This is a genomic window from [Actinomadura] parvosata subsp. kistnae (genome assembly GCF_900323885.1).
Lineage (GTDB): Bacteria > Actinomycetota > Actinomycetes > Streptosporangiales > Streptosporangiaceae > Nonomuraea > Nonomuraea composti.
In genome coordinates this window covers 1,781,864-1,803,869 of the sequence record NZ_OOHJ01000018.1, presented here as the reverse complement: position 1 = coordinate 1,803,869, position 22,006 = coordinate 1,781,864, and the positions used below count along the sequence as shown (strand labels likewise).

The following is a 22,006-nucleotide window of genomic DNA, read 5'->3' as shown; positions in this document are numbered from 1 at the left end:
TTAACCGGTTAGGTACGGCACATGGTCCGCAGAATCCGCTCCGATGTACAGCGAAGGAGTGACAGGCGGTCAGGAATGCCTGGAGAGGGGTGAAACTTTCAGCGTTCCCTGAGCGTGGGCAGGCCGGCCGCCAGCGCGGAGAGCGCCCGCAGCAGCGTCGGCAGCAGCACCGGGCAGGTGGCGGCCAGCTCGGGGTCCTCGGCGTAGACCTGGGCGAGCGCGGGCGGCGGGTTGGAGGCCGGGTAGAGCATGCCGGCCAGCCCGCTGGCGGCGCCGACCAGCTCGGCGCCCTCGCGTTCGGTCAGGTCGGTCGCCCGCGCGAGCTCGGCGCCCATCGCGCCGACCTGGTCGAGGACCGCGTGCTTGAACGTGCGGGCGGCGGGGACGGACACGTTGTGCTCGAGGCTGGTGGAGGCGTGGCCGAGCAGGTCGCAGAAGAGCGGCCGGTCGGCGATGGTCTCGGCGAGCACGGTCATCGCCTCGGCGGTGGAGCCGACCGTGCGCAGGCGCTCGGCGACGGCCTCGCCCCACTGGTGCCACTCGTCCACGAGCAGCTCCAGGTAGATCTCCTCGCGGGTGCCGAAGTACCGCACGATGTTGGACTTCGCCAGCCCGACGGCCTCGGCGACCGCGCCCAGGCTGACGTTGCGTACCCCTGAGGTGCGGGCGAGCTCGCGCGCGGCGGCGAGGATGGCCTCGCGCCGCTGCTGCTTGTGCTCGGGCCGCCGGGCCCGGAGGAATGCCGACCGCGTCATGTCGTCCTCAGCATACTGGCGCCGATTTAAAAGAACAGCGTTCCCTTGTTAAGGGAACGCCGTTCTGTTAGCGTCCGGTGCAAAGCCGGGAGGATGCCAGTGACCGAGATACGGATGAAGGTGAACGGCTCCGTCGAGTCCCTCGACGTCGAGCCGTGGGTGAGCCTGCTCGACGCGCTGCGCGAGCGGCTCGGGCTGACCGGCCCCAAGAAGGGCTGCGACCAGGGCGCCTGCGGGGCCTGCACGGTGCTCGCCGACGGCGTGCGGATCAACGCCTGTCTCGCGCTGGCCGTCCAGTACGACGGCAGGGAGATCACCACGATCGAGGGCGTGACGCATCCGCTGCAGGAGGCGTTCGTGCGCAACGACGGGCTCCAGTGCGGCTACTGCACGCCCGGCCAGCTCTGCTCGGCGATCGGCATGCTGGCCGAGTACGAGGCCGGCATGCCCAGCGCCGTGACCGGGTCGCACGGCCTCGACGACGCCGAGATCAGGGAACGCATGAGCGGGAACCTGTGCCGCTGCGGCGCCTACAACGGCATCGTCGACGCGATCAAGGAGGTCTCCGGATGAGACCGTTCGCCTACGTCAAGGCCGCCGACGTCGACGAGGCCGTGCGCGCGGCCACCGGGCCGGGCGTGAAGTTCCTCGGCGGCGGCACCAACCTGGTGGACCTCATGCGCGAGGGCATCGAACGCCCCGACACCGTCGTGGACGTCACCGGCCTGCCGTTCGACACGATTGAGGAGCTGCCCAGCGGCGGGCTGCGCATCGGCGCGCTCGTCCGCAACAGCGCCCTGGCCGCCGACGCACGCGTGCGCACCCGCTACCCGATGGTGTCGCAGGCGCTGCTGTCGGGCGCCTCGGCCCAGCTGCGCAACATGGCCACCGTCGGCGGCAACCTGCTCCAGCGCACCCGCTGCCCCTACTTCTACGACCACGCCTCGGCCTGCAACAAGCGCGAGCCGGGCGCCGGCTGCGACGCGCTCGGCGGGTTCAACCGGAGCACGGCCATCCTGGGCGTCAGCGAGCACTGCATCGCCGCGCACCCGTCCGACCTGTGCGTGGCGCTGGCCGCCCTCGACGCGATCGTGGAGGTACGCGGCCAGGACGGCACCCGCCGCGTCCCGATGGCGGACTTCCACCGGCTGCCCGGCGACACCCCCGACATCGAGACCGCGCTGGCCCCCGGCGAGCTCGTCACGGCCGTCGAGCTGCCGCCCGCCCCGGCCGCCGCCAACTCCCGCTACCGCAAGGTCCGCGACCGCGCCTCGTACGCGTTCGCCCTCGTCTCGGTCGCGGCGGCGCTGGAGGTGCGCGACGGCGCGATCACCGACGTGCGGCTGGCGCTGGGCGGAGTCGCCCCCAAGCCGTGGCGCGCCACCGAGGCCGAGCGCCTGCTGCTCGGCGGCCCGGCCGACGAGGGCGCCTTCCGCCGCGCCGCCGAGGCGGAGCTGGCGAGCGCCACCACCAGGGACGGCAACGCGTTCAAGGCCCGGCTCGCCGTGGCCACGATCACGGCCACGCTGCGAGAGCTGGGAGGAACGGCCCGATGAGCATCAAGTACGCCGAGACCGAGCCACGCACCGGCACCACCGAGAAGTACGTCGGCCAGGCGATCGACCGGGTCGACGGCCCCGCCAAGACCACCGGCGAGGCCCGCTACGCCGCCGAGTACCCGTACCCAGGGCTGGCCTACGCGGCGCTCGTGCACGCCACGATCCCGCACGGCCGCATCACCGGCATCGACACCGCCGAGGCGCTGGCGGTGCGCGGCGTCATCGACGTCCTCACCCACCAGAACACCCGGCCGATGAAGCCCGCCCCCAAGGTGAGCTTCCTCGACCTCAGCACGCTCGTCGCCGGCACGTCGGTCAACTACCTCGCCACCGACGAGGTGCTCTGGAACGGCCAGCCGGTCGCCGTCGTGGTCGCCGAGACCCCCGAGACGGCCCGGTACGCGGCCTCGCTGGTGCGCCCGTCGTACGAGGAGTTGCCCGCCGCGGTGGACCTGGCCGCCGAGCAGGGCAACGCCGTCCCCCAGAAGGGCAACCTGATCAGCGAGGCCGAGGCGACCAAGGGCGACGCGCCGGCCGCGCTGGCCGCCGCCCCGTACAAGGTGGACCTGACCTTCACCACGCCGCCGCACAACCACAACGCGATCGAGCCGCACGCCACCACCGCCGTCTGGGACGGCGACCGGCTGACCGTGCACGAGGCCACCCAGAACATCACCTGGACGCGCAAGCACCTGGCCCAGCGCTTCGAGGTGCCGGAGCGCAACGTCAGGGTCCTGTCCCCCTACGTCGGGGGCGGGTTCGGCGGCAAGGGCTCGGTGTGGGCGGGCACGCTGCTCGCCGTGCTCGCCGCCCGCGCGACGGGCCGCCCGGTGCGGCTCGCGCTCACCCGGGAAGGCGTCTACCACACGGTCGGCGGGCGGACGGGCAGCATCCAGCGGGTCGCGCTGGGCGCCGGCGCCGACGGGAAGCTGACCGCCGTCCTCCACACCACCGTGTCCAGGACGGGACGCAGCGGCGGCAACGGCGAGCCGATCACCGCCGGCACCCGGCACCTGTACGCCGCCCCCAACATCCACCTGCGGCAGAGCACCGTCCGGCTCGACCTGCTGGCCAACACGTTCATGCGGGCGCCGGGCGAGTCCATCGGCACCTTCGCCCTGGAGTCGGCCGTGGACGAGCTGGCCTGGGAGCTGGGCCTCGACCCGGTCGAGCTGCGCCTGCTCAACGAGCCCGACCGCGACCCGGTGGGCGGGCAGCGGCTGGCGCACCGCAGGCTGCGGGAGGCGTACGCGCTGGGGGCGGAGCGGTTCGGCTGGCGCGAGCGCGACCCGCGCGCCGGCGCCATGCGCGACGGCCGGTGGCTGGTCGGCATGGGGGTGGCCACGGCCTACCACCCGTCGCTGCGGATGCCGGCGAACGTCACGATCCGCCTGAACGCGGACGGCACAGCCGTGGTGCGCTGCGGCCTCCAGGAGATGGGCATGGGCACGGCGACCGTGCTGGGGCAGATGGCCGCCGACGAGCTGGGGGTGCCGCTGGCGTCCGTACGCGTCGAGTACGGCGACTCCGACCTGCCGGTCGCGCCCGGCGCCGGCGGCTCGACACAGACCGCGAGCGCGGCGGCGGGCGTGCAGGACGCCGCTGCCAAGCTGAAGCGCACCCTGCTCGGCCTGGTCCGCCGCTCGCCCGGCTCGCCATTGCGCGGCCGCAAACCGGACGAGGTGGAGGCCCGCGACGGCGGCCTGTACGCGGGGGCCGCCGGTCAGACGTACGCGGAGATCCTGGCGGCGGCCGGCCGCGATCACGTGGAGGTGGAGAGCAAGGCGGGCATGCTCGGCTTCATGGCGCGGACCCTGCGCGAGCGCAGGCGCTGGGTGCGCGCGGCGACCGGCGCCCAGTTCTGCGAGGTGCGCGTCGATCCCGACACCATGGAGGTACGCGTCTCACGCTGGCTCGGCGTCTTCGACGTCGGCACCGTCATCAACGCCAGGACGGCGGCCAGCCAGCTTCGCGGCGGCATCGTGATGGGCATCGGCATGGCGCTGTCGGAGCAGACGCTGATCGACCACCGCAACGGGCGGATCATGAACGCGAGCCTGGCGGAGTACCACGTGCCGGTGCACGCCGACATCCCGCGCATCGACGTCCACTGCCTGAACGAGCCCGACTCCGGCATGCCGCTGGGGCTGCGCGGGGTGGGGGAGGTGAGCATCACGGGGGCCGCGGCGGCGGTGGCCAACGCGGTGCGGCACGCGACCGGCAAGCGGGTGCTCGACCTGCCGATCACCCTCGACAAGCTGCTGTGAGCCGCTTGCTCACTCGGTTTGTCTATTTCTCGCGAGCCGCTTGCTCATTTCTCGCGAGCCGTCATGAGCGCGCGGGCGGCTTGGCCGGCCGCGCGTGCCGCCTGGGTCGCCCGCTCCGGGTCCACCATGGCGGTGACGGTGGCGCCGTCCACCAGGACGAGGAGCTGGTCGGCCAGCAGGTCGTCGGCGACCAGGCCGCGCAGGTAGTCGCGCAGCCGCCGCTTGTGCCGCCGCGCCACCTCGGCGACCGCCTCCGAGGTGGCGCCCAGCTCCCCGTACGCGTTGACGAACCCGCACCCGCGGAAGCCGTCCTCGGCGAACCAGCGCTCCAGCCACCCGAACACCGCCTCGGCCGACCCGCCGTGCTCCGCCACGTAGGAGGTGAGCGAGCCCATCCACCGCTCGTCGCGCCGCTCCAGATAGGCCACGACCAGCGCCTCCTTGGAGGGAAAGCACTGGTAGAGCCGCTTGAGCGACACCCCGGAGGCGGCCCTGACGTCGTCCATGCCGACGGCCCTGATGCCGCGCCGGTAGAAGAGCTCGCCGGCCGCCGCGAGCAGTCGTTCGGCGTGTTCCATGGCACCTCGCTTGCTCCGGAGAACGGTCGTTCTCTACGATAGCTCGCGAGAACGACCGTTCTCACGTGTCGAGGAGGCCACCATGTCCCGCCCGCCCGTCCCGCCGTTCACCGAGGAGAGCGCCCGGATCAAGGTCCAGGCCGCCGAGGACGCCTGGAACACCTGCGACCCCGACAAGGTCGCGCTCGCGTACACGGAGGACTCGGTGTGGCGCAACCGCGGCGAGTTCGTCACCGGACGCGACGAGATCAGGGCGTTCCTGCGCCGCAAATGGGACAGGGAGCTCGACTACGCCCTGCGCAAGGAGCTGTGGGCGGTGCTCGGCGACCGCATCGCGGTCCGCTTCCAGTACGAGTCCCGCGACGCCTCCGGCCAGTGGTGGCGCAGCTACGGCAACGAGCAGTGGGAGTTCGACGCGTCCGGGCTGATGCGGCGCAGGGAGGCCAGCATCAACGACGTGCGCATCGAGGAGTCCGAACGGCGCATCTTCGGGCCGCGCGGCGACGACGAGCGCGGCGTGGACGTGCTGCCGCTCAGGTGACGCGCTGTCGCTCGGGTGACGTGTGGTCGCTTGGGTGACGTGCTCGCGGTCAGGTGAGGTAACGCAGCCACAGGTACGGGGTGGACACCGCCACCGTGACCAGCGTGACGACCAGCCCGTACCGCGTGAACTGCCAGAAGCTGATCGGGGTGCCGTTGCGGGCGGCGATGCCGACGACCACGACGTTCGCCGCCGCCCCCACCGCCGTCGCGTTGCCGCCCAGGTCGGTCCCCAGCGCCAGGGCCCACCAGAGCACCTGGGCGTGCTCGCCGCCGCCGTTCGCCTGCACGAGGTCGGCCACGATGGGGCTCATCGTGGCCACGTACGGGATGTTGTCGACCACCGCCGACAGGCCCGCCGACGCCCACAGCAGCACCATCGTGGTCAGCCCGAGCTGCCCGTGCGTGGCGGCGGCCGCCGCGTCGGAGACCTGCCTGATCACCCCCGTCTCCACCAGCGACCCCACCATGACGAACAACCCGGCGAAGAACACCAGCGTCGGCCACTCGACCTCGCTGATCGCCTCCTCCGTCGTCACCTTCGTGGCCGCCACCAGCACCCCCGCGCCCAGCAACGCGACCACCGACGGCTCGTAGTGCAGCACCGGATGCAGCACGAACGCCGCCAGCACCAGCGCCAGCACCGCCAGCGACTGCCACAGCAGCCGCCGGTCGGCGATCGCCTCCCGCTCGTTCAGCGCCATGACCTCGGCCGCCAGCTCCGGGTCGTAACGGAAGCTGCGGCGGAACAACCACCGGCACAACCCGATGAACACCGCCATGAGCACCACGATCAGCGGCGCCAGGTGCACCAGGAAGTCGTTGAACGTCAGGCCGCCCCGGCTGGCGATGATGATGTTCGGCGGGTCGCCGATCAGGGTGGCGGTGCCGCCGATGTTCGAGGCCATGGCCTCGGCGATGAGGAACGGCGCCACCGGCAACGCCAGCCGTTCACACACCAAGAACGTCACCGGGGCGATCAGCAGCACGGTCGTGACGTTGTCCAGCAGCGCCGACGCGCTCGCCGTGATCAGCACGAGCAACGCCAGCAACCGGAACGGCCGCCCGCGCGCCCGCTTCGCGGCCCAGATGGCCAGGAACTCGAAGACCCCCGTCTGCTTCAGCACCCCGACGATGATCATCATGCCGAGCAGCAGGAAGATGACGTTCCAGTCGATACCGGACGACTGCGAGAAGAACGCCGCGCCCGCGTGCGTGGCGTGCAGCAGCAACATGACGCCTGCCCCGCCGAGCGCCGCCGCCACCCGGTGCACCCGCTCGGTCGCGATCAGCGCGTACGCTCCGAGAAAGACGGCCACCGCCGCCCAGGCCGTCACCGTCATGTCGGGGCGCACTCCTCGCTCGATGGACCACTCCCGACCCACCGTGCTCGGCGGGTCACTTCCGACCCACCGTATCGATCAGGAGACGCGGATCCACCGGGGGTCGTGGTGCCGCTGCTCCGCCCCGTCCCCCGGCACGTAGTCAGGCACCGAGCACAGCACCACCTCGCCCTGCACCTCCAGATACCTGATCAGCCCCGCCGCCACCGACAGCAGCGCCTCCGCCCCGCGGTCCCGCGCCGGCGGCAGCCGGTCGAGCAGCACCGTCACCACGTCGCACAGCCCGAACTCCGCCGGCAGCAGCGCGGCCACCTCCCTGACGAAGCTCGCCGTCACCCGCGCCTGAACCATCACCGTGCCCGGCTCCGACCGCCCCGACCCGGCGCAACTGTCGCACCCGCTGCTGGCGTGCGGGTTGATGGAGATCGTTCCGGACCCGAGGCACATCATGCACCGGCCCGACTCGGCGGCGTGGCGCGTGGCCGCGTCACGGTCGGTCAGGGGCTGCCCGCAGGTGCACGAGAAGGTGTTGTAGGTGCCTTCGACGTAGTCGTGGTAGGCGATCTCGTCGGGGGCGAAGGGGACCCACTCGGTCGTGATGACGTGCTCGTCCATGGGGGTGCGTAGGCTCTCGTGTCGGCTCCGGCGGGTGGAGCCCCCCAAGATAGCCGCCGAGCCCGGCGCGGATCACGCGATCGGCAGAAGACATCACCTACCGTGACGATGCCTCTTACAATCGCTTGCAAGATCCACTCGTCATCCTGCAACAAAACTGCACACCAAACCGGTTGACGCGCCTAACAATCGGTTGCATAAAGATGTGAAGCTCGTCCCGTCAGGCAGCGCGACCAGGGCGGTCTTCGCTGTCGAAACAGCGCACGCGCCCCGTCGCCGCCCCTCACCCCCGGAGGCTCCACGGTGCGCAGCAACAACCAGCTCCACGCGGCATGGCGAGTGCCCTTCATCGCCGCCGCGTTCGCCACGGCCCTCGTCACGGCCCTCCTGGTCATGCCGAGCGCGTCCGCCGCCACCCTGTTCAGCGACGACTTCCAGGACGGCGACGCCGCCGGCTGGTCCCGCTCCGGCGGCAGCTGGTCGGTGGTCACCGACGGCTCCCCGGCCTACCGCCAGTCGGGCACCAGCGCCGACGCCCGCGCCCTGGCCGGCAGCGGCTGGACCGACCAGGCGGTGCAGGCCCGCGTCAAGCCGATCTCCTACAACGGCTCCGGCCGGTACGCCGCCGTGCTCGCCCGCGCGCAGAGCACCAGCAGCTACTACTTCCTCGGCCTGACCAACGCGGGCACCGCCGTCCTCGGCAAGCGAACCGGCGGCGCGCCCATCACCCTCGCCACCGGCTCCGCCACCATCACCCCCGGAGAGTGGCACACCGTCCGCTTGGAAGCGTTCGGCAGCACGCTGCGCGGCTTCGTCAACGACGTGCAGGTGGCCACCGCCACGGACACCACGTTCGCCTCAGGCCGGGCCGGCCTGGCCGGCTACTACGCCAGCGCCACGTTCGACGACGTGCTCGTCACCGACCTCGGCGGCCCCACCGTCTCACCCACCGTGCCCACCATCCCGCCCGGAAGCTGCCTGCCGCCCGCCGGCTCACCCGTCGGCTTCGCCTCGGTGAACGCCTGGGGCCAGAACGGCACCACCGTCGGCGCCGGCGGACCCACCGTCGCCGTGGACACGGCCGCCGAATTCCTCGCCGCCATCGGCCAGCAGGGCCCCCTCACCGTCTGCGTCCTCGGCACCATCACCCTGCCATCCGGCATGCACAACGTCACCTCGGACAAGACCATCCTCGGCGTCGGCGCCACCTCCGGCCTCACCGGCGGCGGACTCAACATCGGCCTGCCCGCCGACGACTCCATCACCACCCCGCCCGCCAACGCCGTCCACAACGTCATCATCCGCAACCTGACCTTCCGCGGCGCCACCGACGACTCCATCAACGTCCAGATGTTCAGCCACCACATCTGGATCGACCACAACGACCTCGCCAATGGCTACGACGGCCTCATCGACATCAAGCGCGGCTCCTCCTACATCACCGTCTCCTGGAACCACACCCACAACCACACCAAGAACATGCTGCTCGGCCACGACGACGGCAACGCCGCCCAGGACGTCGGCCGCCTCAAGGTCACCTACCACCACAACTGGTTCGACCGCACCCCGCAACGCAACCCCCGCGTCCGCTTCGGCGAGCCCGTCCACGTGTTCAACAACTACTACGTGTACAACACCGACGTCGGGGTCGCCTGCCAGGCTGATGCCGGCTGCCTGGTGGAGGGCAACTACTTCGAACGAGTGGAGGAACCGGTCACCAACTCGTACGCCGGCCCTTCGGGACGGTGCGTCGCCCGCAACAACGTCTTCACCGACGACTCCGGAACGCCCGACTGCAGCGGCACCGTCCAGGAACCGTCCACGTACTACTCGTACACGCTGGCAGACCCGACCACGATCAAGACCGCGGTCATGTCCGGCGCCGGCGTCGGCAAGATCTAAGCGCTAACTGCTCGGGCCTCCGCAGGGGGCGCTACGCGCTCGTGGTCTCCAGGCAGCACCCCAGCTAACTGCTCGGTCCTCCGCTTCCGGCGGCGCTTCGCGCATTGGGCTCCGGGCAGCGCCCCAGCTCACTGCTCGGTCCTCCGCTTCTGGCAGCGCTTCGCGCGATGGGCTCCGGGCAGCGCCCTGTGGGGAGCCAAGCTCCCCCACACCCCCTTGCCGGGGGCCTCCCGGCCCCGGACCCCCGGCCTGGGCCGAGTTCCGCGTCCTTGTTCGCCAAGCGCCCCCGGTCATGCCTTTGGCAACGGCCACAACTGGCACCGGCACAACCGGCAATCAAGCCGACACCCCGCTTGCTCAAGGAGGCCACCTACCTGTGCGGAGTGGCCCCTGAGCCGGAGTGGGACATCCTCGGCTGGCGACAAGCCGTACCCGGCCCATCGGTCGGCATCAATTCTCAGGCCATACTTCACATGTGGAGGAGGGCGTCCGGCCCGATGAGGTGCAGTGGCTCTTGGATGAGCTCTGCACCCGCAAGGGGTTCTGCCTCCCGACCGAGAAGCGACAGCAACTGCTCGAACAGGCGCCCTTCACAAGCGTGGACGCCTTCACAGACGCCGTCCTCACCGCAGAGGGCATGGACCCGTCCCTCCACAAGAAGCTGCGTGGAGGCGTACGGCACGTGGTCCAACGCCACCTGGCCACCGTCCGCCACGAGCCCCAGGATTGGCCTATCGACATGTGACCACTCCCATCGGGAGGTCCAGACGTTCAAACGTTGCCGCGAAGGACAAATTTGCTCATAGTGGCCTGTCGCCTCGCCTGCGCCCGATCAGAGGTCAGCGCAGGTCTAGCTTCTTGCTTCGACGATCGCCCAAACAGCCTGACCTCACGGGCGGCACCGCAGAAAGACCGGACGGCAGACGAGTGGCGCGGTCGTCGGCCGCACCGCCTCTACGCAGCCTCCCTGTTCAGAATTTGCCCGAACGTCCGCCTCGCAGATCGTTTCAGCCATAGCCGCAGTTGGCAGGAGGAAGTCCTTCGAAGGTGTGAAGATGGTCGATCTGCAGGCGATGGCAGACAAGATTCGATGCCGGATCGCCGACGGGATCTACCAGCCAGGCATGCCGGTCCCCGGCGAGCCGCGACTGGCGGTCGAGTCGCAGATGCCCGATTGTCTCGTCTGTCCCATGGGAACCTAGTGCGGCATTTGCTAGTTATTGTGGCATGGCGAAGACGTTCGGCCACATAGCTGGCCACCCAGTGGGTTCTACGTATGGAACGCGACGAGAGCTCTACGACACCGGCCTGCATACCGAGCTGCGGGCCGGCATCTCCGGCAATGCCAAGGAGGGCGCGGACTCCATCGTGGTCTCTGGCGGATACGTTGATGATGAGGACTATGGTGACTTAATCATCTACACCGGTCACGGTGGTCGAGGCGATAGCGGTAGGCAGGTCGCGGATCAGGACATCAACGCGCGTGGGAACGCGGGGCTAGTACGCACTTATCTGGAAGGATGGCCAGTCCGTGTCATTCGAGGTGCCCACAAGGGGTCTCCTCACGCACCCGCCACTGGGTATCAATATGGTGGGTTGTATCGCGTCGACTCTTACGGATCCAAGGTAGGTGCCGATGGGTTCCTCATCTGGCAGTTCAAACTTGTGCGAATTCCTGATGAGGAGCACCGCAAAGCGGAAGACCAGGCTAAGGAAACGCCAGGCCCAGCGCCTGTGACGACGAGCCTGGTCCAGCGCGTCGTTCGTAGCAGCGCTGTGGTGCAGCAAATCAAGGACTGGTATGGCCACCAGTGTCAGGTCTGTGGGCTGATTCTGCAGGTCCAGGGCGGCTACTACAGCGAGGGTGCGCATATCCAAGCGCTGGGTCGCCCGTACAACGGGCCCGACGTGGTGGAAAACGTGCTCTGCCTATGCCCGAACGACCATGTCCGCTTCGACAATGGCGCGATCTATCTCTCAGATGACCTCAAGGTAGTGAACGCTTTCACCGGTGCCGTGGAAGGGCAGCTTCGCAAGCATCCGAGGCACCGCATCGGATTGACGTATGTGGCTCAGCATCGGGCGAGATGGACTACTGGCAGGCCACGGACCTGATGGGGTGCCGCTGCTCTGTTTGCGAGCCGGTTTCTCCAGCATCGGCAACGCCTGGCCTCGATGTGGGTGAATGCTCTTATCCGGCAATGGCTGCGCGGCGAAACAAGTCCGCGGGCATCTCCTCATCGAGTTGCCAGGTGATGCCCATCGGGCGCTCGCCCCGATGCTCTACATAGCGGACCTTGCCGTGGAAGACGAAAGCTTCGGGATGACCGAGATCGTTCTTCTTGCGCTCACGAGTGAACAGCAGTACATGGCTGCCCTCCACCGCGTGGTTCTGGTAACGACGGCCGGTTGTAGAGGTCGCGCTGGTGCGGTTCTGGGATTCCCAGTGGAACAGGCGCGAGGTCAGGGCGTAGTCGTGGTACATCGTCTGCGGCGAGAATTCCTTTTCGTTCTTCTGCAGGGTCACCAAGAGAGCGTCGCACTGAGTTGCTGGGCTCCAGGCGACCCCCTCCCGGGTGTTGGCGGGCACCTGCCCGCCCACAGAAGCCCAACCGATGGCGGCGAGTATCTCCTCGCTGGAGTAGGAGGCGTTGATCGCTAGTGGCACGCCATCAAGCTCCACTGGCTTGGCCACGTACCGCGGCCGCTCAATGCCGAAGGCGAGCACCTGCCTAATCTCGTCGCACAGTGCCGTTTCGCCGCGTAGTCGGTCCAGAGCATCGTCATATGAGGCGTACCCGCCTCCATCGCGCCAGAACGAGAAGAAGAGCATCCGAGCAAAGGCTTGATCAGTTGGAGACAACGTCGCGTAACGGGGGCCATCCGGGCGCAGTAGCCGGGCGTAGGTTGCGCCGCGGGCCCGGTCGTCCACGTGCAGCAACGAGCGGGTGCGGCGCCCCAGTGCTTCCTCCATCGCAGAGGCGTCCCCGGGCAACAGTCCGCTACGGCGCAGCAGAGAAGTCCAGAAGCGGTCACTCCGATACAGGTCACTGATGTCGCGCCCGCTCTCCTCCAAGTACCTGATGAGTGACAGCTCCGCCAGAGAGCGAATTTCCTGCGACAGCGTCTTTACCGTTGCCCCGAGTTGGACCTTGAGATCCGCCAGCAGTCGCTCCTTGGTCACTCGATCGAGCACAATCTGGCTCCCCGCCGGCAGTAGCGGGAAGTCATCCTTGACCTGCTTGTCCAACCGCCCTCTGGAGAAGCCCGTCAGTGCCTGGAACCGGTTGGCGAACCGGTACTCCTTTCGGTGCTGCCCAACAAAGTCGAGCACAGTCAGCACGTCCTTCTCGGGCGTACGGCGGAGACCGCGGCCAAGCTGCTGCAAGAAGATGGTGGCGCTTTCGGTAGGCCGCAGCATGAGCAAGGTGTCGACGTCGGGCACGTCCAGACCCTCGTTGAACAGGTCCACCGCGAATAGGAACCTAACCTCACCTTCGGCGAGCGCCCGCAGTGCCGCCTTTCGAGTGCCGTCCTCCGTCGATCCATCCACGGCCAGCGACGGTAGCCCGTGCTTGGTGAAGAAGTCGGCCATGTAATGTGCATGCCGTACCGAAACGCAAAAGCCCAGTCCGCGCATGGTGTCTAGGTTGCTCACCTTGTCGCGTACAGCGTTGAACACCAGCCGGGCTCGGGCATCGTCCCCGGTGAAGACGTTGTCGAGAGCGGACGCGTCGTAAATGCCGCGCGTCCACTTCACCCCGGACAGGTCGGTCCCGTCGTTGATCCCGAAATAGTGGAACGGGCACAGGAGGTCGGCATCCAGGGCATCCCACAACCGCAGCTCCGAGGCAATCCGCCGATCGAAGAACTCGTCCTGTACCCACGTGCCATCGGACCGCTCGGGCGTCGCGGTCAGGCCGAGCAACTCCTTCGGCTTGAGATGGTTGATGATCTGCCGATAGGTCGGCGCGGCGGCATGGTGGAACTCGTCAATCACGACGACGTCGAAGTGCTCGGGGTCGAACTCTTGGATGTTGCGGGTGAGTGATTGCACGCTGGCAAACACATGCCGCCAGCGCCGCGACTTTTCCTCTCCCACGTGCAACTCACCGAAGTCAGGTACGGCCAGCACCTGCCGATACGTACGCATCGCCTGAGCCAGGATTTCCCGTCGGTGCGCCACAAACAGCAACGATGGCTGCCGGACCAGTCGCTGCTGCAAGTTGCGGTAGTCGAACGCGGCCACGACGGTCTTGCCCGTGCCGGTCGCCGCCACCAGCAGATTGCGGTGGCGGTCGTGGATGGTGCGCTCCCGGTCGAGGTCGGCCAGCATTTCGCGCTGGTGGTCGAAGGGGTGCGGTACCAACTCGGGGATGTCGAACAACTGCTTGCCCGCCTGGGAGCGGGCCAGCGCCTCATCAAGGCGATCGGCATCGGTCGCTGGGTCGTATGGCTCGAACTGGGACCGGTTCCAGTAGGAGTCGAACGTCGCTTCGAACTTGTCCAGCAACCGAGCGGTCGTCACCGACGACAATCGAACGTTCCATTCCAGCCCGTCCAGCAGTGCCGCGCGGGAGAGGTTGGAACTGCCGACATAGGCGGTATCGAAGCCGGTGCGGCGGCGCAACAACCACGCCTTGGCGTGCAGGCGAGTGGAGTTACGCTCGTAACTAATCTTCACCTCGGCGCCGAAGTCGTTGACCAACCGATCCAGCGCTCGCCGTTCGGTCGCTCCCATATAGGTCGTCGTGATCACCCGCAGCGGTACCTTGCGCTGCCGCAGCTCAGCCAGCGGCTTCTCCAGAATGCGAAGCCCCGACCACTTCACGAAGGCACACAGCAGATCCACTCGATCGGCACTTGCGAGCTCGGCGGCGAGCTCGTGCGCCAGGTTCGGATCCTCGCGAGCGTTGGTCAACAGGGCCGCTTCCGACAGCGACGTTAGCGGCCGGCGTGGGGGTACCGCTCCCGGACCGGGCTCCACGATCGACAGGAGCTGGTTCGGCCCTTCTGCGATGGTTTCCGGTTCGGTCAGCTGCGCCAGCAGCCGGTTGGCCAGCGCTACTTGCTGGTCAGGGTGTCCCTTCAGCGAGGTGAAGGCACGCGCTGCCGTTTCTCCGATAAAACGGCCCAGCAGATGGGCGACCTCTTCGTCGTCGATTTTCGACACCTCGATGAGGTGGCCGGCTTGCCGCCAAGCCTGAATCTTCGCGTCGAGCGTGCCGGTGAGCAGGAGGTCGTAGAGACCCAAGATCGGAGCGTCGGTCATGTCCCGCCCTCAGAACGACATAGGAAGATCACATATCTAGCTGATGCCACCCAGGATGACAAGGGACGACCAGGCGTTCTCGTCCGTGATGGTGGATATGACCTTGAAAATGTTGCGGAGGGGAGAGCTCCGACCCTGACGGCAATCAGTCGAAGAAATCAAACTCTCCTGAACGGACTTCCGCCAGGAAGGCTTGCCATTCCGCCTTGGTGTCGATGATCACATCGCCTTGGAGCTGGTGTGGCGGACCGCTACCCGTCCAGACCCATCCTGAAGGGGGCCGGCCTCCACGCAGTTCCCGCCGCCGTCGGCGCTGTAGCTGCTGATGTGCCAGGCGATCTCAGGGGCGGTCATGATCGAGTGACTCCGTCCCTAGGCGTCCGCGAGGCTCTGCGCGACCGCGGCGATCAGCTTGAGCGAGTCATCTGGGCTGAGCGTGTGGTGTCGGATGCGGTCATATTTCAGCTCAAGCCTGTCGGCGGGATCGCCCTCGACGTAGATCGCATCGGCTGGCGTTGGGACGTAGGCGAGGACTGGAAAGGGCTTTGGGAGCCGGAAGATGCGGAAGGCGCCGCCCGGGCTGGCATGTGCGCCAACACAGAGTGGACGGATGCAGATCTCGGTGTTGGAGGCGGAGGCGCACCTGCTGAGATGGGCCAATTGGTCGCGCATGATTCCGGGTCCGCCGACGGGGCGGTGGAGAACGTACTCATCCAGGACCGTGGAGAAGTGAGGGCCGTCGGTGGTCAAGATCTCCTGGCGGAGGGGCGGAACTCGACCCAGCGGTTGACCCGCTCGTCGGGATCCTCTACGCGGATGCTGGTTTCCGTCGCAGACCGTGACAGGGAGTGAGCCTCAGCAACAGCGGCGTCACGCCCCTCCGCACGATTCACTACGTGCTGTCACTTTCGAACGTGTACAGCGCGAGCGGTGGCTCGCCCGGGAGCGGGCCGGCCTCCCGCCAGCCCAGCCGGTGGTACAGCTTGGCGGCCGGCGCTTGGGGAGAGGTGATCAGCCAGGCCTTGGGCCAGCCGGCGATGGCCTGGGTCAGCAGCGCGGAGGCGATTCCCTTTCCGCGGGCCTCGGGGTGGACGAACAGCTCGACCACCTCGAAGGAGCCCGCGATCATCCTGGACAGGGCGGATGCGCCGAAGGAGTGCTTGAGCACGTCATAGATGCGGTTGCCTGACAGGTCGGCGGGGGTCGGCCAGCCGTAGCAGACGCCGACCAATCGCCCTTCGTGGTCGTGTTCGGTCCATGCGGCGAAGCCGGGGCGTTTCATGGCTTCCGCCAGGCGATCGGGGTAGGCGTCGAGTTGCTCCGGGGACTCCGACCAGGGCGGGTCGGCGTAGCAGCGGCGGTACAGGGCGGTGATTTCGGCAGGGTCGAGCCGCGTCATGGATGTGCTGTCCCTTTCCGGGCCGGGTGATGGGCGCGGTGATCAGTATGGTGGCCCGGCGGCGATGAGGGTGAAAGTGAAGCCCGAATCGGCGCATCCGGGAGGGCCCGGCAAGGGTTCGAGTGTCGGCTCAGGAACGGACGATGGCCTGTTCGAGCAGCTGCTGAAGGGTGCGTTGCTGCTCGGCGTTGAGGCCGGCCAGGGGGGAGTCCTGGACGAGGAGTTCGAGGAGCCGGTCGCGGAGGGTGGTGCCCTCCGGGGTGAGGACGAGCTGCTTGGCGCGGCGGTCGGTGGGGTGGGCGCGGCGCTCGATCAGGCCCTGTTTTTCGAGCTTGTCGACGATGAAGGTGGCGTTGGAGGGCTCGCAGCTCATGCGTTCGGCCAGCTCGCGCATGGTCATGGGGCCGGTCATCTCCCGCAGCGCGGTCGCCTGGGCGGCGGTGAGGCCCAGGGTGACCGCGCGTTCGCGTACGTGCACGGCGATCTGCTGGGCCAAGCCGTTCACCAGGCCGCACAGCTCCCGCTCGGCGACGGCCTGCGGCTCCGGGGACATGGTCATACCTCTCATCGTAGCAACTCCATCAAGCCAGCACCTTTTCAGTCTTAATGGTTCTAGTCAACATAGTTCAAGCTTGACTGCTTCAAGCTTGATGCTTATGGTGGCCGGGTCGCCGGCGAGGGACGCGGCGATGGCTTCTGGAAGGAATGCGACCATGACGAACACCACGGTTGACCAGGACGAACGGCTACAGCGGCCAGCAGGGATCAGCTCGGTGCAACTGGGTGACACGAGGGTGTCCTTCGTGCCGGACGGGGCCATCCAGGGGAGGCCGCATCGCTGGCTGCCGGACACCACGCACGAGACCTGGGCCGCCCACCCCCAGTACCTCGACGCGTCCGGGCATCTTGTGGCGAGCATCGGTGGTCTTCTGGTGGAGCACGGCGACCGCGCGCTGTTGATCGACGCGGGGTGGGGGCCGGTGTCGCTGCCGGCCGAGCCCGAGAGCCCGAACGGGGCCGTTCACGGCGGTGCGCTCCTGGACAGCCTGGCCGAGCTCGGGCGCAAGCCGGAAGAGATCGAGGCGGTGGCCTTCACGCACCTGCACATCGACCACCTCGGCTGGGCCTGGCATCTCACTCCGAGCGGCCGGCCCGTGTTCACGCGGGCCGAATATCTGGTGGCCGAGCCGGAATGGGACCAGCGGGACCTGCTCGCGCAGGGCATCAGCGAGGAGGAGGCCGCCGCGCTGACGCCGCGCGTGCGCACGGTGGCGGACGGGCAGGAGATCTTTCCTGGCGTACGGGTCCAGGTCACGGGTGGTCACACGGCCGGGCACACGCAGTACGTCATCACCGGGGGCGGCACCCGGCTGATCGCCTTCGGCGACGCCCTGCACTCACCGATCCAGGTGGATCATCCCGAATGGTCCTGCCTCTACGACCACGATCCCGCCCAGTCCGCCGAGCATCGTCGCCGGCTCGTCGCCGAGCTGGAGCAGCCTGACACGATCGGCTTCGGCATCCACTTCGCCGACGCGGTCTTCGGGCAGGTCCGCCGGGACGGCACCGGCTCCGCCTGGCACCCCCTGAACGTCTGAACCCATGACCACGACCCTCACCCCCGGCCTGCCCGTCCGCTCACCCGCACGGCACTGGCCGGGAATCGCCGCGACCGCGCTGACCGCGACCGTCGCGGGCATGCCCGGGTTCACCGTCGCGGCGCTGGCCCCGGCGATCGAAGCGGACCTGCACATCTCCCGCAACACCGTCGGCCTCGCGATGAGCCTCTTCTACGCCGCCACCGCCCTCGGCTCGCCCGTCGCCAAGCGGGTGGCGGCGCGGTTACCGGTCCCCGCCGTCCTCGCCAGCACGGCGCTGGTCGCGTCGGCGGTCATGATGGTGGCGTCCCGGGTGAACGGGGCCGGGACGCTGACAGCGGTCCTGCTGGTGGGCGGGTTGAGCAACGCGCTCGTCCAGCCGGTGGCGGGGCGGCTCATCGCGGCACGCGTCCCCGAACATCGGCGTTCGCTGGCCGCGGGCATGATCGGCGCGGCGCTGGGAGCGGGCGCCCTCGTTCCCGGCCTGCTCGTCGCCCTGGTCCTCCCGGCTCACGGCTGGCGGAACGCGCTGCTCGTCGCCGGCATCGCCGCGCTCGTTCCGGCCGCGCTCGCCCCGCTGGCCCGGACACCCGAAAGCCCACAGCCTGCAAGGCCGAAGGAAGCCGGTGACCAGCGCCGGGCCGTGGGGCGGGTGCTCTGGCTCTGGGCACTGGCCGCCGCGCTCTCCGCCGCCGGCAACAACGCGGTGGCCACGTACTTCGTCGAACTGGGCACCCACGCCGGGCTGGGCACCATCGTCACGGGCAACCTGCTGTCGCTCAGCGCCCTGTTCGCCATCGCCGTCCGGATCATCGCGGGCGCCCTCACCGACCGGGCTCCGCACCGCAACTCGGCGGTGATCGTCATGATGATGCTCACTGGAGGGCTCGGGCTGGCACTGATCGCGATCGGGACGCCGGCGATGTTCGTTTCCGGTGCGATTCTGGCCTTTTCCGCGGGCTGGGGGTGGACCGGGCTTCTGCTCGCCACCACGCTGCGGCTTGTGCCTGGACGGAGTGAGGAGGCGGGGCACACCGTGCAGGTCGGCGTCTACGCGGGGGCCACCATCGCTCCCTTCACCTTCGGTGCTTTGTCCAGCGCCTTCGGGTTCCCCGTTACCGCCCTCATTGCTGCCGTGGCTGCCGCCGCCGCGGCAGGCGCGATGGCTGGCGGGGCGATGCTGCTGCGGAAGGTGGGATGACGGGTTACTTGGAGGGGGTGAGCAGGATGGGCTTGAGCTGGCGGACGAATTCGATGGCGTCCGCCCGGTGGTCCCGTCCTGGGGCGCCTGGGGTGATGTAGATGGACAAGCGACGGCGAGCGTCAGGAGTCCAGGCGTAGGCGTAGGTGCTCAACCCCTTCTTGCCCTCATACTGTGCCGTGTAGCCGGGCCCGAGGCCGGTCGGCAGATCCACCCCACGGTCGTGTTGCTTGGTGCTTTCCAGCTCATCCAGGGAAAGGGCCGACGGATCGTCGAAGGATATCGACAGCTCTGCTCCCGGCTCGTCGCTCTGCGGTTTGCTGACGATGCAGCGGTCGAAGCGTTCTCCCGGTCGGCTTCCCGAGGCGAGGAAATCGTCCAGGCCGATGGCTCGGGCGATGGCCTGCCTGGAGATCAGGCCGCACTCCTGTGGCTGCGCCGTGACATCGCCCAAGGGGCGCGTGTCAGGAGGAGGCGAGGAGGAACAAGCCGAGCCGGCCAGCGTCACCACCATCAGCACTGCTGGGAGGGATTTTCTCATCCGCCTGGTCCTTAGCTGCCGCCCGCGTACTTGAAACCGTCGTTCACGGCGTTGGAGGGATCGCGGAACACCGCTCCGATGTCTGGATGGGTAACCCACTCCGTGTACGCCTCGTGCTGTTCCTCGGTCATCTTGCTCCACGGGATGATCTCGCCGCCGTTCATGAAGTCGCCTGCCGAACCTCGCGGGTAGTTCAGGGACGCATACGGATGGGTCCTCGCGGGAACTTCTCCGTCACCGAAAAGGCCGTGCCGCATCATCGCGTCCGCCGTGATGTCGGTGAACATGTCGATTGTCTGGCCGGTGGTCGACTTGGCCTGGCTGCGTGCCACCGTCCCCTGCTCACCGACGAACTGGCCGTACACCTGCGCTTTGGTCTTGTCGAAGAGCAGGTCGGCGATTTTCCCCTGAGGGCCGGGAACCAGGTCGGCCACGCTGGTGATGGCCTCCTTGAACGCGCCGAACATCTTGTCATGCTCATCGGCCTTCGTGATGTTGGCGATGTTCCCCGCCTCGGTGACGATGTAGAAGGTGCGGCTGAGTCTTTCGATGGTCTGACTGAAGGTCGCTCCGTCGGAGCTGGTCATCCGCTTCTCAAGGATTTCCTGCCGCTGGTCGTTGAGCTCGGCGGTCGTCGCATGCGGATGAGCCTTGCGCCACTCCTCGAAGTCGGCGCGATTCTGCTCCGAAAGCTTCGCGGCCCGTTCGTTCAGCACATCGAGGCTGTACTGTCCTTGCGCCGTCACCACCGTCTTGAACACGCCCGGATCCGCGAAGGCCCACTTCATCACGCCTTTGATGCCGTCACGGTCCAGCGAGGTTCCGTAGGCTTGCGTGCCCTCGAGATTGGTGTCGGGGTCACGTGAGACCACCCCTGCCTTGTGCGCGAGCCGATCCATCGTGGTGCGGTTCAGGTCCCCCATGTAAGAGCTCAAGATGTTGCCCACGCTCTGCCGCGTGTTCCGGAGGTTGTCCTGGACCTTCGGGTTGCTCCAGAAGCGCATCGCCCAGGACGCGATCAACGCCGACTTGTAACCGCGTGACTGCTCAGGAGGCAGATCATGATCCCGGATTCGGGTCGTGGCGGCTTCGAGGGCGTGGCCGAGGTCGCTGTCGGTGGCCTCGTACCAGACGCGTTCCCGCATCAGGTAGTCGAGCGGTTTGCGTTGCGGGTCGGTGAAGAAGTCCTGGGCGGCGCGGGGGTTGTGGGCGAGGGCGGCGGCGACGGCGGCCATCGGGTCCTTGTAGGCGGCCGGGAGGTCGTTGGACGGTTGGGTGGCGGCCATGAGGTTGCGCCAGTACAGGGAGCTTTGGGGTTGTTCGCGCTCGAAGTCGTAGACCTTGGTGGCGATCTCGCGCAGGAAGGTGTCGTCGAAGGTGCCGGTTCGCAGGAGCTTGTTGAGGGCGAACGCGGTTTCGGGGGTGTCGAGGTGCTGGAGGAGCTGGTCGGCGTAGTTCTTGGGGAGTTTCATGTCGCCGGCGCCTCGTGAGGCGGTGGCGAGGGTGGTGCTGAGGGCGGCCGACAGTTTGTCCAGCTGGGCGATCGCTTCCGGGTCGGAGCCGGTGACGGTGGTCTGGCGGCGGTAGAGCGAGGTGAGGAGCTGCTTGAGCTCCCGCGGGGGCAGCTGAGTGGCGAACGCGAGGGCGAAGTACGGGTCGTTCTGGTGTTTCTGCAGCTCGGCGAGGGTCTGCGGGTCGATGGTGCCGTTCTTCATGGCGGTACGCAGGGCGTCCGCGAGGCGCTTGGCCGTGGCGGCGCCGGCGGCGGGCGTGTCGGAGAGCCACGCCGACTCGTCGGCCCAGAGGGACTTGGACTTGCCGAGCGTGGCCTTTTCGGCGGCCAGCATGAGGTCGAGGCGTCGTTGCAGGTCGGGGACCTTCGTGCTGATCTGGTGGCCGATGTCGCGGGCCGTGCCGGGGCCGTACAGACTGAGCTGGACGGTGCTCAGCGCCTTGTCCACCTGCGCGCCCACCTCGGGGACGCTCGTGCTGAGCCGCTTCATCAAGGAGATGAGCTGCGTCATCAAGGCCGGGTCGATGCCGAGGGGCACGGGGCTCATCGGCCGGTCCTGTCGGGGTGGAGGGTGTCCAGCAGGCTGAGGGCACGGGTGAAGATGCTCTTGTACGCCTGGTCCCAGGCTCGGACGTCGTTCAGGAGCTTGTCGGCGGCGGGGCCTTTCATCGCGCCGGAGTCGATGAGGTGGATCAGCCCGCGAATGTCGCCGTTGTGCTGATCGTTCAGCTGCTCGATCTGCCGGCGCGCGGCGTTGATCTGCTCCTGCGTCGCCATGCTGGGACCCCTGCGGCTGCCGACGGGCGGATGGACCCTACGAAGGGTAACCAGCGCGGGCGCGATTCGCCGGGTCGTACACCGAAGCGGCATGAAGAACGCCGAGGCCGGCCGGGGGCGGTGCTTTTCTCGGGAAGCCGGGGGTC

General features: G+C 68.2%; 22 protein-coding genes. 10 read left to right on the top strand and 12 right to left on the bottom strand.

What is annotated here, in order from left to right:
- Window positions 1–98: 98 nt before the first annotated feature.
- Window positions 99–755: a TetR/AcrR family transcriptional regulator gene (locus KIS93_RS28375; protein ID WP_080044823.1), complete on the bottom strand. Its 657-nt coding sequence runs from the start codon at window positions 753–755 to the stop codon at window positions 99–101.
- A gap of 93 nt (window positions 756–848) precedes the next feature.
- On the opposite strand from KIS93_RS28375, the gene KIS93_RS28370 reads away from it, so the two are divergent.
- The 3 genes from KIS93_RS28370 to KIS93_RS28360 are packed head-to-tail and all read left to right on the top strand — an operon-like array spanning window position 849 to window position 4,581.
- Window positions 849–1,328 (top strand): (2Fe-2S)-binding protein, encoded by a 480-nt coding sequence (locus tag KIS93_RS28370; protein ID WP_206068067.1) that lies wholly within the window; start codon window positions 849–851, stop codon window positions 1,326–1,328.
- Window positions 1,325–2,311, top strand: a complete 987-nt coding sequence (locus tag KIS93_RS28365; protein WP_080044825.1) for an FAD binding domain-containing protein — start codon at window positions 1,325–1,327, stop codon at window positions 2,309–2,311. The genes KIS93_RS28370 and KIS93_RS28365 overlap by 4 nt, the downstream gene beginning before the upstream one ends.
- Window positions 2,308–4,581: a xanthine dehydrogenase family protein molybdopterin-binding subunit gene (locus KIS93_RS28360; protein ID WP_080044826.1), complete on the top strand. Its 2,274-nt coding sequence runs from the start codon at window positions 2,308–2,310 to the stop codon at window positions 4,579–4,581. The genes KIS93_RS28365 and KIS93_RS28360 overlap by 4 nt, the downstream gene beginning before the upstream one ends.
- Before the next feature lie 44 nt (window positions 4,582–4,625).
- Here the strand turns inward: KIS93_RS28360 and KIS93_RS28355 are convergent, their stop codons facing one another.
- On the bottom strand, window positions 4,626–5,159 hold the full coding sequence (locus KIS93_RS28355; protein WP_080044827.1) for a TetR/AcrR family transcriptional regulator: 534 nt from the start codon (window positions 5,157–5,159) through the stop codon (window positions 4,626–4,628).
- A gap of 82 nt (window positions 5,160–5,241) precedes the next feature.
- On the opposite strand from KIS93_RS28355, the gene KIS93_RS28350 reads away from it, so the two are divergent.
- The gene (locus KIS93_RS28350; RefSeq protein WP_080044828.1) at window positions 5,242–5,700 is read left to right on the top strand and encodes a nuclear transport factor 2 family protein; all 459 of its coding nucleotides are present in this window, start codon (window positions 5,242–5,244) and stop codon (window positions 5,698–5,700) included.
- Window positions 5,701–5,749: 49 nt separating this feature from the next.
- On the opposite strand, the gene KIS93_RS28345 is transcribed toward KIS93_RS28350, so the two are convergent.
- A complete protein-coding gene (locus KIS93_RS28345; RefSeq protein ID WP_080044829.1) occupies window positions 5,750–7,042 on the bottom strand; it encodes an ArsB/NhaD family transporter in 1,293 nt (430 codons plus the stop codon).
- Between the two features lie 78 nt (window positions 7,043–7,120).
- Entirely contained in the window at window positions 7,121–7,657 is a 537-nt protein-coding gene (locus tag KIS93_RS28340) for a hypothetical protein (protein ID WP_155128960.1), read from the bottom strand.
- 303 nt (window positions 7,658–7,960) lie between these two features.
- Between KIS93_RS28340 and KIS93_RS28335 the strand changes: the two genes are divergently transcribed.
- The 4 genes from KIS93_RS28335 (at window position 7,961) to KIS93_RS28320 (ending at window position 11,674) form a co-directional block, all read left to right on the top strand.
- Window positions 7,961–9,559, top strand: coding sequence for a pectate lyase family protein (locus KIS93_RS28335; protein ID WP_222107645.1), 1,599 nt, complete (start codon window positions 7,961–7,963; stop codon window positions 9,557–9,559).
- A 475-nt stretch (window positions 9,560–10,034) separates the two neighbouring features.
- Window positions 10,035–10,304: a hypothetical protein gene (locus KIS93_RS28330; RefSeq protein ID WP_080044831.1), complete on the top strand. Its 270-nt coding sequence runs from the start codon at window positions 10,035–10,037 to the stop codon at window positions 10,302–10,304.
- Between the two features lie 310 nt (window positions 10,305–10,614).
- Window positions 10,615–10,761, top strand: a complete 147-nt coding sequence (locus tag KIS93_RS28325) for a helix-turn-helix domain-containing protein (RefSeq protein ID WP_155128962.1) — start codon at window positions 10,615–10,617, stop codon at window positions 10,759–10,761.
- Between the two features lie 25 nt (window positions 10,762–10,786).
- Window positions 10,787–11,674 carry a YDG/SRA domain-containing protein gene (locus KIS93_RS28320; RefSeq protein WP_080044832.1) on the top strand — a complete coding sequence of 296 codons (888 nt, stop codon included), beginning with the start codon at window positions 10,787–10,789 and terminating at the stop codon, window positions 11,672–11,674.
- 76 nt (window positions 11,675–11,750) lie between these two features.
- Here the strand turns inward: KIS93_RS28320 and KIS93_RS28315 are convergent, their stop codons facing one another.
- The 5 genes from KIS93_RS28315 to KIS93_RS28295 form a co-directional block, all read right to left on the bottom strand.
- Entirely contained in the window at window positions 11,751–14,831 is a 3,081-nt protein-coding gene (locus tag KIS93_RS28315) for a DEAD/DEAH box helicase (RefSeq protein ID WP_080044833.1), read from the bottom strand.
- 219 nt (window positions 14,832–15,050) lie between these two features.
- Window positions 15,051–15,185, bottom strand: a complete 135-nt coding sequence (locus tag KIS93_RS68425) for a DUF397 domain-containing protein (protein ID WP_329607667.1) — start codon at window positions 15,183–15,185, stop codon at window positions 15,051–15,053.
- A gap of 18 nt (window positions 15,186–15,203) precedes the next feature.
- Window positions 15,204–15,581 carry a DUF5753 domain-containing protein gene (locus tag KIS93_RS28305; RefSeq protein WP_080044834.1) on the bottom strand — a complete coding sequence of 126 codons (378 nt, stop codon included), beginning with the start codon at window positions 15,579–15,581 and terminating at the stop codon, window positions 15,204–15,206.
- Window positions 15,582–15,723: 142 nt separating this feature from the next.
- A complete protein-coding gene (locus KIS93_RS28300; RefSeq protein ID WP_080044835.1) occupies window positions 15,724–16,230 on the bottom strand; it encodes a GNAT family N-acetyltransferase in 507 nt (168 codons plus the stop codon).
- A 130-nt stretch (window positions 16,231–16,360) separates the two neighbouring features.
- Entirely contained in the window at window positions 16,361–16,789 is a 429-nt protein-coding gene (locus KIS93_RS28295; RefSeq protein WP_080044836.1) for a MarR family winged helix-turn-helix transcriptional regulator, read from the bottom strand.
- A gap of 154 nt (window positions 16,790–16,943) precedes the next feature.
- Between KIS93_RS28295 and KIS93_RS28290 the strand changes: the two genes are divergently transcribed.
- Together KIS93_RS28290 and KIS93_RS28285 are read left to right on the top strand one after the other, a co-directional pair.
- Window positions 16,944–17,828: an MBL fold metallo-hydrolase gene (locus tag KIS93_RS28290; protein WP_080044837.1), complete on the top strand. Its 885-nt coding sequence runs from the start codon at window positions 16,944–16,946 to the stop codon at window positions 17,826–17,828.
- A gap of 4 nt (window positions 17,829–17,832) precedes the next feature.
- A complete protein-coding gene (locus KIS93_RS28285; protein ID WP_080044838.1) occupies window positions 17,833–19,029 on the top strand; it encodes an MFS transporter in 1,197 nt (398 codons plus the stop codon).
- Window positions 19,030–19,033: 4 nt separating this feature from the next.
- Here the strand turns inward: KIS93_RS28285 and KIS93_RS28280 are convergent, their stop codons facing one another.
- The 3 genes from KIS93_RS28280 to KIS93_RS28270 form a co-directional block, all read right to left on the bottom strand.
- Window positions 19,034–19,570, bottom strand: coding sequence for a hypothetical protein (locus tag KIS93_RS28280; protein ID WP_155128964.1), 537 nt, complete (start codon window positions 19,568–19,570; stop codon window positions 19,034–19,036).
- Between the two features lie 11 nt (window positions 19,571–19,581).
- On the bottom strand, window positions 19,582–21,417 hold the full coding sequence (locus tag KIS93_RS28275) for a DUF6571 family protein (protein ID WP_186404493.1): 1,836 nt from the start codon (window positions 21,415–21,417) through the stop codon (window positions 19,582–19,584).
- Window positions 21,418–21,626: 209 nt separating this feature from the next.
- Window positions 21,627–21,860 carry a hypothetical protein gene (locus tag KIS93_RS28270; protein ID WP_080044841.1) on the bottom strand — a complete coding sequence of 78 codons (234 nt, stop codon included), beginning with the start codon at window positions 21,858–21,860 and terminating at the stop codon, window positions 21,627–21,629.
- Window positions 21,861–22,006: the final 146 nt, after the last annotated feature.